At 69.1% G+C, this 13691-nt stretch carries 9 protein-coding genes and 2 pseudogenes; 5 read left to right on the top strand and 6 right to left on the bottom strand.

Features of this window, described 5'->3' with window-relative positions:
* The first annotated feature begins 65 nt into the window (after window positions 1-65).
* Complete coding sequence (gene panE / locus DT603_RS11800; protein ID WP_162350087.1) at window positions 66-1004, top strand: 2-dehydropantoate 2-reductase; 939 nt, start codon at window positions 66-68, stop codon at window positions 1002-1004.
* A gap of 4 nt (window positions 1005-1008) precedes the next feature.
* Here the strand turns inward: panE and DT603_RS11795 are convergent, their stop codons facing one another.
* The gene (locus DT603_RS11795; protein WP_162350086.1) at window positions 1009-2988 is read right to left on the bottom strand and encodes a winged helix-turn-helix domain-containing protein; all 1980 of its coding nucleotides are present in this window, start codon (window positions 2986-2988) and stop codon (window positions 1009-1011) included.
* Window positions 2989-3174: 186 nt separating this feature from the next.
* Here DT603_RS11795 and DT603_RS11790 point away from each other — a divergent pair, with 186 nt between their 5' ends.
* Window positions 3175-3492 carry a hypothetical protein gene (locus DT603_RS11790; protein WP_162350085.1) on the top strand — a complete coding sequence of 106 codons (318 nt, stop codon included), beginning with the start codon at window positions 3175-3177 and terminating at the stop codon, window positions 3490-3492.
* 30 nt (window positions 3493-3522) lie between these two features.
* Here the strand turns inward: DT603_RS11790 and DT603_RS11785 are convergent, their stop codons facing one another.
* From DT603_RS11785 to DT603_RS11775, 3 genes are all read right to left on the bottom strand, one after another.
* Window positions 3523-6585: an efflux RND transporter permease subunit gene (locus tag DT603_RS11785; RefSeq protein WP_162350084.1), complete on the bottom strand. Its 3063-nt coding sequence runs from the start codon at window positions 6583-6585 to the stop codon at window positions 3523-3525.
* A complete protein-coding gene (locus tag DT603_RS11780) occupies window positions 6582-7685 on the bottom strand; it encodes an efflux RND transporter periplasmic adaptor subunit (protein ID WP_162350083.1) in 1104 nt (367 codons plus the stop codon). Before DT603_RS11780 ends, DT603_RS11785 begins: the two co-directional genes overlap by 4 nt.
* Before the next feature lie 80 nt (window positions 7686-7765).
* Complete coding sequence (locus DT603_RS11775) at window positions 7766-8578, bottom strand: TatD family hydrolase (protein WP_162350082.1); 813 nt, start codon at window positions 8576-8578, stop codon at window positions 7766-7768.
* Between the two features lie 93 nt (window positions 8579-8671).
* On the opposite strand from DT603_RS11775, the pseudogene DT603_RS16255 reads away from it, so the two are divergent.
* The 3 genes and pseudogenes from DT603_RS16255 to DT603_RS11760 all read left to right on the top strand — a co-directional run.
* Window positions 8672-9469: pseudogene (locus DT603_RS16255) on the top strand (DEAD/DEAH box helicase); the annotation flags it as partial.
* Window positions 9470-9574: 105 nt separating this feature from the next.
* Window positions 9575-11338 (top strand): annotated as a pseudogene (hrpB, locus tag DT603_RS11765) (ATP-dependent helicase HrpB); the annotation flags it as partial.
* Between the two features lie 227 nt (window positions 11339-11565).
* Window positions 11566-11958, top strand: coding sequence for a hypothetical protein (locus DT603_RS11760; protein WP_162350081.1), 393 nt, complete (start codon window positions 11566-11568; stop codon window positions 11956-11958).
* 92 nt (window positions 11959-12050) lie between these two features.
* On the opposite strand, the gene DT603_RS11755 is transcribed toward DT603_RS11760, so the two are convergent.
* Together DT603_RS11755 and DT603_RS11750 are read right to left on the bottom strand one after the other, a co-directional pair.
* Complete coding sequence (locus DT603_RS11755; protein ID WP_162350080.1) at window positions 12051-12590, bottom strand: pseudouridine synthase; 540 nt, start codon at window positions 12588-12590, stop codon at window positions 12051-12053.
* A gap of 199 nt (window positions 12591-12789) precedes the next feature.
* Window positions 12790-13650, bottom strand: coding sequence for a class I SAM-dependent methyltransferase (locus DT603_RS11750; protein ID WP_425500961.1), 861 nt, complete (start codon window positions 13648-13650; stop codon window positions 12790-12792).
* Window positions 13651-13691: the final 41 nt, after the last annotated feature.

Genomic DNA, 13691 nt, shown 5'->3' with positions numbered 1-13691 from the left:
TCTGCAAGATCATTGCAAACGCGGCCGGGCAAGCTCGGCTCCAGAGCAATCAATCGGTGGGCCTGATGCGGATATTGGTACTGGGCGCCGGCGGCACCGGCGGCTACTTCGGAGGCAGGCTGGCGCAGTCCGGTGCTGACGTCACTTTCCTGGTGCGCCCTGCGCGCGCCGCGCAGTTGCGACAGCATGGACTGCAGATCCGCAGCCCGCTGGGCGATGCCGATTTCCCGGTCGCGCATGTGCTGGCCGAAGGGCTTGCGGCGCTGGCGGAACAAACCCCCTTCGACCTGGTGCTGCTCAGCTGCAAGGCCTACGACCTGGACAGTTCGCTCGCGGCCATCGCGCCGGCCGTGGGCGCGCACACCACGGTCATGCCCATCCTCAATGGCCTGCTGCACTACGCCGCGCTGGACGCGCGCTTCGGTGCGCAACGCGTGCTCGGCGGCCTGTGCTTCATCAGCGCGATGAAGGGTCCCAATGGCGAAGTCCTGCACCTGGGCAAGCCGGCCTCGATCACCTTTGGCGAACGCGAGGGCAAGGCGGACAGCGCGCGCGTGCAGGCATTCGCAAAATTGTGCGAACAAGCCGGCCTGGACCACCTCGCCGCGCCCGACATCAACCAGCAGCTGTGGATCAAGTACAGCTTCCTCGCCGCGCTGGCCGCCGGCACCTGCCTGATGCGCGCCAGTATCGGCGACATCATCGCCGCCGAAGGCGGCAGTCAATTCATGCGGGCGCTGTACGGCGAATGCCTCGGCGTGGCCGCAGCGGCGGGCCACCCTGTTTCCGCACAGGCCCAGGCCACGGCACTGGCCACGCTCACCCAGGTCGGCTCACCGGTGAAGGCCTCGATGCTGCGGGACCTGGAAGCCGGGCAGCGGGTGGAAGCGGCGCATATCGTCGGCGACCTGCTGCATCGCGCGCAGGCGGCCGGCTTGACCACGCCGCTGCTGGCGGCAGCGTGGTGTCACCTGCAAGCCTACGTAATGCAGAAGGCGGACTGAACTTTCAGTCGCAGGCGGCGCCGTCAGCGTGGGGGCGGCATTGTTTCGGGAAGCCATGCCGCTTCCAGTACGCCAGCAGGCCGTTGTCGCGCAGATAGTCCTGGAAGGCGGGATCCTTGCGCAGGTACGCCAGGTCGCGGGTCCACAGCAGCAGGTCCCAGCTGGAATAGGAGCGCTCGCGCACCTGGTCCAGGCCGGCGATCAGTGCCGGGGCGTGGGCGGGGGCCTCGGGGGCGAGCACGCGCAGGAAGTTCATCAACCCGGTTTCGCGTTCGCTGGCGCGCAGTTCGGTTTCGACCTGCGGCCACAGGGAGGGATCGCGCAGCGCGCCGGTGGCGGCCACATAGGAAGGCTTGTACAGGCGTTCGTAAGCGGGCGAATCGACACTGTCGCCCAGCTTGTCGGCGATGGCCGCGGCCTGGGCGTAATCCTTGCGCCACACCGCATTGAACCAGCGCGCGTAGGGCGCGAACGGGCGGCCCAACTCCAGCTGCGCCCGCGCCTGCTCGTGGCGACCCAGCGTGTCCAGCAGGCGTCCATGGCCGAAACGCCAGGATGGATTGAGCGGATCGCGTTCGATGTTGTGGCGCATCAGCGCCTCGGCGCGATCCAGGTAGCCCAGTGCCGCCAGCGCCATCGCGTACTGGAAATAGGGTTGCGAATCACTGGGCGCCGCCGCGCCTGCCTGCTCGAACAACCGCACGCAGTCTTCCCAGCGGTTGCCGCGGCAGGCGGCACTGGCCTGCACGCGGTAGGGATCGGCCAGCGACGGATCCAGGCGCTGGGCCAGTGCCGCCTCCTGCGCCGCCTCGGCACGCAGGCCAGCGGCCAGCGGCGGCCGCGAGAACGCGCGCATGTCCAGCGCCACCGCCAGGCCGGCGTGGGCGCGGGCGTCATAGGGCCGCAGTTGCACCAGCTGGCGGAATTCGGTCTCGGCGCGTTCGACCGCCTCGCCGGCAGCGCTGGCCGGCGTCCTCAGCAGCGCCTGGGCGGCGAAGTAACGGCGCAGGAAACCGGCATCGCCGCCTTTCTGCGCCGGCACCTTGGCCAGGCCCAGCTTCAGGGTCAGCGCGGTGGCCACCGCCTGGGCGACTTCGCGCTGCAGGGCGAGCACGTCGTTGGCGTTGCGGTCGTAGTCCTGCGTCCACAGGGTGCGTCCATTGCGCGCATCGTTCAGCCGCAGGTGGATGCGCAGCTGTTCGCCGGACTGGCGCAGGCTGCCTTCCAGGGTGTGGCTGATGCCCAGCCGCGATACCAGGGTGGCGACCTCGGCCGGTTGCACGGTGGCCAGGCTGGTGGATTCGCGCGCGATCACCCGCAGTCCCTGGATGCGGGCCAGCGCGCTGATCAGTTCGTCGCTGAGGCCGGCGGCGATGTCCCCGTCGGCGCGGCCACCGATCGGCTTCAGCGGCATCACGATCAGGGTCGGCGTAGCCACGGCGCCAGCGGGCGATGGCGGTGCCGGCCTTGCCACCCACACCTGGCGCTTGAACCAGACGCCGGTTCCCAGCAGGGCCACGACCAGCACCAGTACCAGCGCGGCCCTTGGCCACCAGCCCCGGCGCGATGTGGTCGCGGGCACCGTCGGGGACATCGAGGTCCTGCGTTCGGCGGCATGCCGACGCTCCTCCACGCTGGCTTCTGCCGATGCGCCGGGCAGGTGCGGCGCCGGCAGGTCGAAGCGGTAGCCCACGCCATGCAGGGTGTGCAGGTAACGTGGCGCCTGGGCTTCCTCTCCCAGTGCGTGCCGCAGCAGGGTCATGATCCGGTTGAGCACGCCCGGGGTGACGTGGCGGTGGCCCCAGACCGCGTCCAGGATCTCGTCGCGGGTGAACGCCTGTCCCGGCCCCTGGGCAAGCAGCGCCAGCACCGAGAAGGCCTTGGGTTCCAGCGCCAGCGCCTGTCCGCCCCGCAACAGGCGCCGCCCGGCGAAGTCGATCACGAAGTCGTCGAAGGCCAGCGCAGGCGTGTCGGAGGAAGGCATCACCACCAGCCGGTATCGACGGACGGACTTCCTATGTACACGAAGATCGGTCCAGCCGGCGGCCCAAGCATTCCCCAAGCATTCCCGCGATTCCCCGCCACGCTCCCAGCGCCGGCCTCAAGCTTGGCCGGCGCGGCGGCGCGACGCTGGCCATGCCGGAATTGCCGGCGAGCACGGAGAATCGCCATGAACCGCCATATCCTGCAATCGACATTGGGTTTGACCCTGCTGCTGTCCGCCGCCGCGGCCGCAGCCGGCCCGGGCATGCCCACCCTCACCGCCAATGGACTGGTATTCGATTGCCAGGCGCCCGCGATGCCCAGCCAGCGCCAGGTCGGCGAACTGACCGGCCAGGCCAATTTCAGCCAGGTCTACGCCACCCGGGCGCGGGTAATGGGAGACGTGCGCCGCGCCTGCAACCGCCAGGGCATCACCCGGGTCGTGGTGCAGCGGCCATCGCAACCGGCAAGCACCGGCCTGGCCGTGCAGGCGCCGGTGCGTTGAAGGCTTGCGCCAGCCGCAGGGCTTGCCGGGTTACGCGGTCACCGGCAGCTTCTTGCCGAAGCGGTTGGCGAACCAGGTGCCCAGGTCATCGACCACGGTGAAGGCGGCCGGGATCACGATCAGGCTGAGCAGGGTCGAGGTGATCAGCCCGCCGATCACCGCGATGGCCATCGGCGCGCGGAAGCTGGAATCGCCGGCCCAGCCCAGCGCGATCGGCAGCATGCCCGCGCCCATCGCCAAGGTGGTCATGATCACCGGCTGGGCGCGCTTGCGGCAGGCATCGACCAGCGCGTCGTGCTGGCTCAGGCCGTGTTCGTCCTCGGCGATCACCGCGTAATCGACCAGCAGGATGGAGTTCTTGCTGGCGATGCCGATCAGCATCAGCAGGCCGATCAGTGCCGGCAGCGACAACAGGTTCTGGGTCAGCAGCAGCGCGCCGAAGGCGCCGCCGGCGCACAGCGGCACCGCGGTGAGGATGGTCAGCGGCATCAGCGCATGGTTGAACAGCAACAGCAGCACCATGTAGATGCAGACCAGGCCGGCAGCCATGGCGATGGCGAAGCCGACGAACAGTTCCACGAACACCTCCGCATCGCCGGCATTCAGGAAGCTGACCCCGTCCGGCAGCGTCTTCAGCGACGGCAGCGCCTGCACTTCCTGCATCACATCGCCCAGCGGGCGGCCGTTGAGCTCGGCGCTGAAGGTGATGTTGCGCTGGCGCTGGTAGCGCGAGATCTGCGAGGGCCCGCTGCCTTCGCGGATGTCGGCCACCGCCGCCAGCGGCACCGGTCCGTTCTTGCCGCGCACCCGCAACTGTCCGATCAGGGCGGGCTGCGACAGCGTGGATTCGGCGAAGCCGACGCGGATCGGGATCTGCCGTTCGGGCAGGTTCAACTTGGCCAGGCGCTGCACGTAGTCGCCGGAGGTGGCGATGCGCGCGGCCTCGGCAATGTCGGCCGTGGCTACGCCCAGGTCGGCGGCGCGCGCCGAATCGGGGGTGATCACGATCTCCGGCCGCAGCAGCGACGCGCTGGACGTCACGCTGCCCAGGCCCTTGATCGTGCGCAGGTCGCGATCCAGCGCGGTGGCCGCTTCCTGCAGGCGCTGCGGGTCGTCGCCGGCCAGCACCAGCTGCATCAGTTCGCCCGGTTCGCTGCTCAGGTAACTCACGCGCACGCCGGGCAGGGCCGCGAGCTTCGCGCGCGCCTCCCGCTCCAGGGTTTTCTGGTCACGGTCGCGGCCGTCGGCCTTGCCCCAGTCCAGGATCAGGGTGGCCTTGCGTGGTTCGCCCACGCCGGCCTTGCCCGGGTCGCCCAGGTCCAGCACGCTGCCCACGGTGGTGTAGACCTGCTCCAGCTCGGGCATGTCGCCGAGCATCGCGCGCGCCTGCTCGCTCAGCGCGGTGGTCTGCTGCAGGGTGGTGCCGGGCGGCAGCTCCAGGCTGAGGTTGCTGCGGCCCAGGTCGGAGAACGGGATGAAGGTGGTCGGGATCAGCGGCACGATCGCCAGCGAGGCCACGAACAGGCCGGTGGCGATCCACAGGGTGCGGGCGCGATGGCGCAGGGCGGCATCCACCCAGCCCAGGTACCAGGTCATCAGCCTGGTTTCCTTGTGCGTCTCGGGCTGCGCCTTGAGTACGTAGGCGGCCATCATCGGGGTCAGCAGGCGCGCCACCAGCAGCGAGAACAGCACCGCCGTCGCCGCGGTCCAGCCGAACTCGCGGAAGAACTTGCCGGCGATGCCGGGCATGAAGGCCACCGGCACGAACACCGCGGCCAGGGTCAGCGAGGTGGCGATCACCGCGGTGCCGATCTCGGCGGCCGCATCGCGCGCGGCTTCCAGCGGCGGCTTGCCCATGCGCAGGTGGCGGACGATGTTTTCGATCTCGACGATGGCATCGTCGACCAGGATGCCGACCACCACGCTCAGCGCCAGCAGGGTGATGATGTTGAGGCTGAAGCCGAACAGGTGCATCACCGCGAAGGTCGGGATGATCGACAGCGGCAGGGCCACGGCCGAGACCCAGGTGGCGCGCCAGTCGCGCAGGAACAGCCAGACCACCAGCAGCGCCAGCAGGGCGCCTTCCCACAGCATGGTCATCGACGATTCGTAGGAACGCAGGGTCTCGTCGATCACCGTGGTGACCAGGGTGAACTGCACGCCGGGATGCTCGGCCTTCAAGGTCGCCAGGGCCGCTTCCACGCCTTCGGCCACGTCCACCTCGCTGGAGCCGCGCGTGCGCGACAGCGAGAACGCCACCACCGGCTTCCCATCCAGCAACGCGACCTGGGTCGGATCGGCGGCGCCGTCGCTGATCCGGGCCACGGCCGACAGGCGCACGGCGCGGCCATCGGGCAGGCTGATGGAATAGTCACGCAGGGCATCCACGCTGGCCACCGTGCCCAGGGTGCGGATGACCTGCTGGCTGCCGTCCTGTTCGGACTTGCCGCCGGCGCGCTCGACCTGGATGCGCGCCAGTTGCTGGGACACATCGCCGGCGGTGACCCCGAGCGCCTGCAGCGCGTTCGGGTCCAGGTCCACGCGGACCTGGCGCTCGACGCCGCCCACGCGCTTGACCACCGCCACCCCGGGCACGCCGTACATGGCCTTGCTGATCTGGCGGTCGACCAGCCAGCTCAGTTCGTCGGCCGACAGCCCGGGTGCCGACACCGCATAGGTCATCAGCGAGCCGCCGATATCCACCTTCGACACCACCGGTTCCTGGATGTCCTGCGGCAGGTCGGTGCGGATGCGGGTGACCGCATCGCGGGTGTCGTCCAGGGCGGTGGCCAAGTCGGTGTCGAGGACGAACTCGATGCTGGTCATGCTGACGCCCTCGCTGACCGAGGACACCACGCGCTTGATGTTGGGAATGGTGGCCACCGAATCCTCGACCCGGCGGGTGACCTCGGTCTCCAGCTGGCTGGGCGAGGCGCCCGGCTGGCTGATGGTGACCGTGGTCATCGGGAGGGCCACATCGGGGAAGCGCGCCACCGGCAGCTTGTGGAAACCCCACAGCCCGGCCACGCACAGCACCACGAACACCATGATGGCCGGCAGCGGCCGGTTGATCGCCCAGGCGGAGAAATTCATGGCGCGCTCTTGGCGGTGGCCGGTGCCCCGACCACGCGGACCACATCACCATCGCCCAGGAAGCCTGCGCCCTGTTCGACGATGCGGGCGCCGGCTTTCAGGCCCTGCACGATCTCGACATGGCCCTCGCTGCTGGTGCCGGTCTGCACGCGCACGCGCCGGGCGACCTTGTTCGCATCCACGGTGAACACGTAGCCGATGCCGTCGCGTTGCACCACCGAGGCCACCGGCACCATCAAGGCATCGCCGGCGCCGGTGAAGATGCGGCCTTCGACATAGCTGCCGATCTTCAGCGTGCCCGGTTGCGGCAGGTCGGCGTAGATGGTGCCGGTGCGGGTCTCGCTGTCCACCCCGGGGCTGACCGCGCGGATCACCCCTTCGACCCGGCCGCCGTCGGCCGCCGGCAGGGTCACCACCGCGCCCGGGGCAATGCGGGCCAGTTCGGCTTCGGGCAGTTCGGCGCGCCATTCCAGGCGGCCATCGCGGATCAGGCGCAGCAGCTCGCTACCGGCCGAGACCACCTGGCCGGGCTGCACCAGGCGCTTGGAAATGATGCCGTCGGCCGGCGCCCTCAGCTCGGCGAAATCGCGGCGCAACTGCGCCGCGTCGCGCTGCGCGCGCGCGGTGCTGCGGCGGGCTTCGGCCTGGCTGCGGTTGGCGCGCAGTTCGTCCAGCTGGCTGGCGCTGATCAACTGTTCCCTGGCCAGCGGGCTGGCGCGGTTGTAGCTGGCCGTGGCCAGGGTTACCGCGGCATCGGCTTCGCGCAGGGAGGCCGCGGCCTGGGCCAGTTCGCTGTCCAGGGTGCGGTGGTCCAGCTGCAGCAGCACCTGGCCGCGGCGCACGGCCTGGCCGACATCGACATTCAGCGCGGTCACGCGCGCGCCGCTGATCTCCACGCCCAGCTGCATTTCCTCATAGGCCGAGACCGGCCCGGAGGCGATCACGCTGCGCTCGATGGGGCGGGCGGCGGCGGTGACCAGGGTCACGGCCAGTGAGGAAGCGGCCGTCTCGGCACCCTTGGCTTCTTCTTCCTTGCTGCAGGCGGCGAGCATCAGGGACAGGCCGGCCGCCAGGGCGAGCGCAACGCGTGACAGGGTCATGTAGATCCGGTGGGTGGTGCAGGGGAGGCCCGGATTGTACTGACAGGTTCAATAAATAGGTCGTGACGGGATGCCGGTGTTCAGGGCGCGAGCGGCAGCCGGAAAAATCCGCGCGCGGTCGCCGTGGTGGTGCGGGCGGACTCCTCGACGCTTTCGCCGCGGTCGCGCGCCAGTTCCTCGACGATGTGGGCCAGGTACATCGGCTCGTTGCGCCGGTGCGAAGGCTGCGGCTTGACCGTGCGCGGCAGCAGGTAGGGCGCGTCGGTCTCGATCATCAGTCGTTCGGCCGGGATATGCGGCACCAGCTCGCGCAGGTGCTGGCCGCGGCGCTCGTCGCACAGCCAGCCGGTGATGCCGATATGCCAGTCGCGGTCCAGGCACTCGAACAGTTCCTTGCGCGTGCCGGTGAAGCAATGCACCACCGCCGGCCCGATGCGCCCCTCGAACTCCTTCATCATCGCCACCAGGTCGTCGTGCGCCTCGCGCTGGTGCAGGAACAGCGGCTTGGGCGTGCCACTGTCGGCCAGGTCCACCGCGATCTGCAGCTGGCGTTCGAAGGCGCGGCGCTGGGCCGGACGCGGCGAGAAGTCGCGGAAGTAATCCAACCCGCATTCGCCCACCGCCACCACTTCGGGGTGGGCCAGCAGGCCGCGCATCTCGGCGTCGCATTCGTCGGTGTATTCCAGCGCGTGGTGCGGGTGCACACCGGCGGTGGCGAACAGGAATCCGGGATGGGCCTGGGCCAATGCCAGTGCCTTGGGCGAATGCTCGCGGCTGGCGCCGGTGACCACCAGCTGCGCCACGCCCGCTTCGCGCGCGCGTTGCAGCACTGCGTCGCGGTCGTGGTCGAAGCTGTCGTGGGTGAGGTTGGCGCCGATATCGATCAAATCCATGCGCACAGTTTAAGCGTTGCAGGAACCGGCCTTGCCGCGATCGCCTTGTCCTGCGAAAAGCATCGCGGGCAGGCCCGCTCCTACAATGGAGGCATGTCGGCGCCCCAATTCCCCATCACCGCACTGCTGGCCGACATCCGCCGCAGCCTGGCCACCCATCCGCGGCTGGTGCTGGAAGCGCCGCCCGGCGCCGGCAAGACCACGCAGGTGCCGCTGGCCCTGCTCGACCAACCCTGGCTGGCCGGCCACAAGCTGCTGATGCTGGAACCGCGACGGGTCGCCGCGCGCGCGGCCGCCGGCTTCATGGCCAGCCAGCTGGGCGAAGCGGTCGGCGAGACCGTCGGATACCGCATCCGCTTCGAGAACAAGGTCTCGGCCCGCACGCGCATCGAGGTGGTCACCGAGGGCATCCTCACCCGCATGCTCCAGGACGATCCTCTGCTTGAAGGCGTGGGCGCGCTGCTGTTCGATGAATTCCACGAGCGCCACCTGGCCGGGGACCTGGGCCTGGCGCTGGCGCTGGACGTGCAGCAGCTGCGCGAGGATCTGCGCGTCGTGGTGATGTCGGCGACCCTGGATGGCGAACGCCTCGCGCGTTTCCTGGACGCGCCGCGGTTGAGCAGCGCAGGACGCAGCTATCCGGTGACGGTCGCGCACTTTCCCGCGCGGCGCGATGAATCGCTGGAGTCGCAGACGCGGCGCGCGGTGGAGGAGGCATTGCAGCAGCATCCGGGGGATGTGCTGGTGTTCCTGCCGGGGCAGCGGGAGATCGCTCGAGTCGAAGCGGCACTAAGCCCCTCTCCCGTCGGGAATCGAAGCCCCCTCCAGGGGCTGAGGGTTGGGGTGAGGGTACGGCGAGGCGATCGTGGTTCAGACGTCGCTGACCCCGCCATACCCTCACACCCCAAGGGTGCTTCCTTCGGCGCGTCCGACGCTTCGGGCCACCCCGGATCAAGTCCGGGGCAGGCTCTTCTCCCAATGGGAGAAGGGAACGGCGTAGTCGTATTACCCCTTCACGGTGAGCTTTCCATCGAACAGCAATCCGCCGCCCTGCAACCCGACCCCCACGGCCGCCGCCGCGTGGTGCTGGCCACCAACGTCGCCGAATCCAGCGTCACCCTGCCCGGGGTGCGCGTGGTCATCGACAGCGGCCAGGCGCGCGAGCCGCGCTACGATCCCAACAGCGGTTTCTCGCGGCTGGAAACGGTCAACATCTCGCAGGCTTCGGCCGACCAGCGCGCCGGCCGCGCCGGCCGCGTCGCCGAAGGCTGGGCCTGGCGGCTGTGGCCGCAATCGCAACGGCTGGAACCGCAACGGCGGCCCGAGATCGCCCAGGTCGAACTGGCCGCCTTGGCGCTGGAGCTGGCCGGCTGGGGCAGCGACGACCTGCGCTTCGTCGATCCGCCACCGGCCGGTGCGCTGTCGGCCGCGCGTGACCTGCTGCAACGACTGGGTGCGCTCGACACGACGCTTGCCATCACTCCGCTGGGCAAGCGCATGCTGGCCCTGGGCACGCATCCACGGCTTTCGGCGATGCTGCTGTCCGCGCGCGGGGAGGAGGAGCGCGCCTTGGCCTGCGACCTGGCCGCCCTGGTGGAAGCGCGCGATCCGCTCCGCAGTGGTGGCGATGCACTGGCCGCGCGCTGGCGTGCACTGGCCGCCTTCCGCCAGGGCCGCATGTCCGCTGATGCCCATCGTTCGGGGTTGGCGGCCATCGATGCCGCCGCCAGACAGTGGCGCCGCCGACTGCGCGTCGAGGTGCCGCCGCCGCGCGAGCCTGAAGCGCACCGCCTCGGCGATCTGCTGGCGCATGCCTTTCCCGACCGCATCGCCCGCCAGCATCCGCTGGATCCGCGCCGCTACCAGTTGGCCAACGGCCGCATGGCGCGACTGTTCGACGACAGCGCGATTTTCGGCGAACCCTGGATCGTGATACCCGAGCTGCGTTTCGAGGCCCGGGATGCGCTGGTCCTGCGCGCCGCGCCGGTCGACGAGCACTATCTGCGCCAGCAATTCCCGCAACGCTTCTCCAGCCAGGATGCGGTGCGCTGGGATGCCGGCAAGCGCGCGCTGTCGGCGCAGCGCGAAACCCGTTTCGACCAGATCGTGCTGGAGAGCAAACCGGCCGGGCGCGTCGATCCGCAGCACGCCGCCGCCGCGCTGACCGAGGCGGTGCGCGACCTCGGCCTGGAGGTGTTGCCGTGGAGCGAGTCGCTGCGGCAATGGCGCGAACGCGTGCGTTGCCTGCAGGCGTGGTTGCCGGAAGCAGGCTTCCCCGATCTCTCCGATGAGGCGCTGGTCGATGCGCTCGACGACTGGCTGCGCCCCGCCTTTGCCGGCAAGACCCGACTCGACGCGCTCGGCGAAGACGAATTGTCCGACGCACTGAAGTCGCGCATCGATTGGTCGCAGCGCCAGCGCATCGACCAGCTGGCCCCCGCCCGCATCAGCGTGCCCTCCGGCATGGAACGCCGCATCGAATACGCGCACGGCCAGCCGCCGGTGCTGGCGGTGAAACTGCAGGAGCTGTTCGGCCTGGCCGACACACCGCGCCTGGCCGAGGGACGGGTGCCGGTGACCCTGCACCTGCTGTCGCCGGGTGGGAAACCGCTGCAGGTCACCCAGGACCTGCGCGGTTTCTGGGAACGCACCTATCCGGAAGTGAAAAAGGAAATGAAGGGGCGCTATCCGCGGCATCCGTGGCCGGATGATCCGTGGTCCGCAACAGCGACCCATCGTGCCAAGCCTCGTGGTACCTAGAAAGCGTGGCTGCCCGAGATCGCCTGCCGCGGCGGCGGTTGTTGCATCGCAAGCGCCGTGGATTCCCTGCGGAGCGGTCTGCGACGGCGACGCATCGCGCCAGAACGACGCACTACCTGGGCGCTCGCATTCAGCGCACGGTGGGTAATGAGTGCCTGCGCTGACACGCCCTGAACATGCGCAAGGGGAGACTGCCCCCCTCTACACGATTCCAGGGAGCCACCCGCATGAGCAAGCTCACCCCCATCACCGACCGTGTCATGGATCTGGTCAGCCAGGCCGGCACCAGCCTGTCGCACGTTGGCCCCAGTGCCACCAAGCTGTTGCAGACCGGCGCTGCCATGGGCGCCATGAAGACCGGCGGTCGCGTCGCGATCAAGCTGGTGCGTCGCAACCCGGTGGTGGCCATTGCCGCGGCGCTGGGCGTTGGCGTGCTGGCCTACGCGGCCCGCCGCAAGCGCAAGCAGGACGAAGCCAACGCGCCGATCGAAGGCCGTTCGCGTCGCATCGAAGCCAAGCGCGTCAACGGCACCGGCAAGACCCGCAAGAGCACCGCCTCGGCCAAGCGTGCACCGCGTGCGCGCAAGACCACTTCCACGGCACCTTCTGCCGAAGCCTGATCCGCTTCAACTTTCAGCGCCCCATGGGGTGGCTTCCGTGCAGGGTGTCGACTTGAACGCTCCTGCACGGAAACCCGCGCCATGGGGCGTTGTCATTGCTGCCGTCGCCACTGGCCCGGCGCAAGCCCATCCAGTTCCAGCGCTCCGATCGACATTCGCACCAGTCGCAGCGTCGGCAGGCCGACGGCCGCGGTCATCCGCCGCACCTGGCGGTTGCGGCCCTCGCTGATGGTCAATTCGATCCACGCATCGGGCACGGTCTTGCGATAGCGGACCGGTGGATCACGCGGCCACAGTTCCGGAGTGGTCGGCAGGGCGCGGGCCTGCGCCGGCAGGGTCATGCCGTCGTTCAACCGCACGCCCTGGCGCAAGGCCGTCAGCTTCGCTTCGTCCACCGCACCTTCCACCTGCACCCAGTAGGTCTTGGCCTGCTTGTGGCGCGGGTCGGTGATGCGGTTGGCAAGAATCCCGTCATCGGTCAGCAGCAACAGCCCTTCGCTGTCGTAATCCAGGCGCCCGGCCGCGTACACGTCCTTGGGCAAGCCGAATTCCGCCAGCGTCCGCCGCGCCGGCTGGCTGCGATCGGTGAACTGGCAGAGCACGTTGAAGGGTTTGTTGAAGGCGATGAGCATTTCGTTATTCCCTTCTCCCTTTGGGAGAAGAGCCTGCCCCCGCGAAGGCGGGGGTGGCGCAAAGCGCCGGATGAGGGCGAGGAGGTTCAGTCCCCACGAAAGCTACTTGCAAGCTGATATTCCATGCCCTCATCCGGCCCTGCGGGCCACCCCCGCCTTCGCGGGGGCAGGCTCTTCTCCCGGTGGGAGAAGGAAACTCTCATTTCGCCGGCTTGATAAACCGCAACGTCATCCGGTCACTCTCACCAATGGCCTTGTACTTGGCCTCGTCCTTGGCCTCGTGGTCGTTGACCGGCGGCAGCGTCCAGACGCCGTTGGGATGGTCCTTGGTGTCGCGCGGGTTGGCGTTGATCTCGCTTTTTTCCTGCAGCTTGAAGCCCGCCGCCTCGGCCAGCGCGATCACCTGCGCCTCGCCCACGTAGCCGCTCTTGTCGTCGGCGGCCACATCGGCCTTGGCCCGATGCTCGACCACACCCAGCACGCCGCCGGGCTTGAGCACGTTGAAGAAGCCCTTGAACATGCCCTCGGCCTGTCCGGACATGCGCCAGTTGTGCACGTTGCGGAACGTCAGCACCAGATCGGCCGAGTCGGCTGGACCAAACGCCGGTGCCTTCGGGTCGTAGCCCACCAGAGTGGCCTTGCCGTACTGCGTGGACAGGCCGGCAAACCTGGTCTCCAGCGTGGTCCTGTTCTTCTGCTGGTAATCGCGGCTGCGGCCTTCGGGCACGCTGGCCGGGTCGACCACGGCGGCGATGTAGTGTCCGCTGTCGCGCAGGTAAGGCGCGAGGATTTCCGCGTACCAGCCGGCGCCCGGGGTGATTTCGATCACCGTCTGGTTCGGCGCGATACCGAAGAAAGACAGCGTTTCCTTCGGATGCCGCCAGCCATCGCGGGCGACATTGGCCGGCTCGCGCCAGCTGCCCTGGATCACCGCATCCAGCGGCGATGCAACGACAGGTCCGCCGGAACCGGTCGCCGGCGCGTTCTGCGCCTGCGCAGGCGCGGCGGCGGCAAAGGCAATGGCAATGGCGATACCCAGGCACAGGGAAAGACGATTCATGCAGGCGACTCCGCGTTGAAAGTGCGGCGAGCCTAGCATGC

Origin of the sequence: Pseudoxanthomonas gei (genome assembly GCF_010119615.1) — a bacterium.
GTDB lineage: Bacteria > Pseudomonadota > Gammaproteobacteria > Xanthomonadales > Xanthomonadaceae > Pseudoxanthomonas_A > Pseudoxanthomonas_A gei.
Note: the sequence above shows the minus strand (reverse complement) of the source record. Positions and strands in the feature narration are given on the sequence as shown.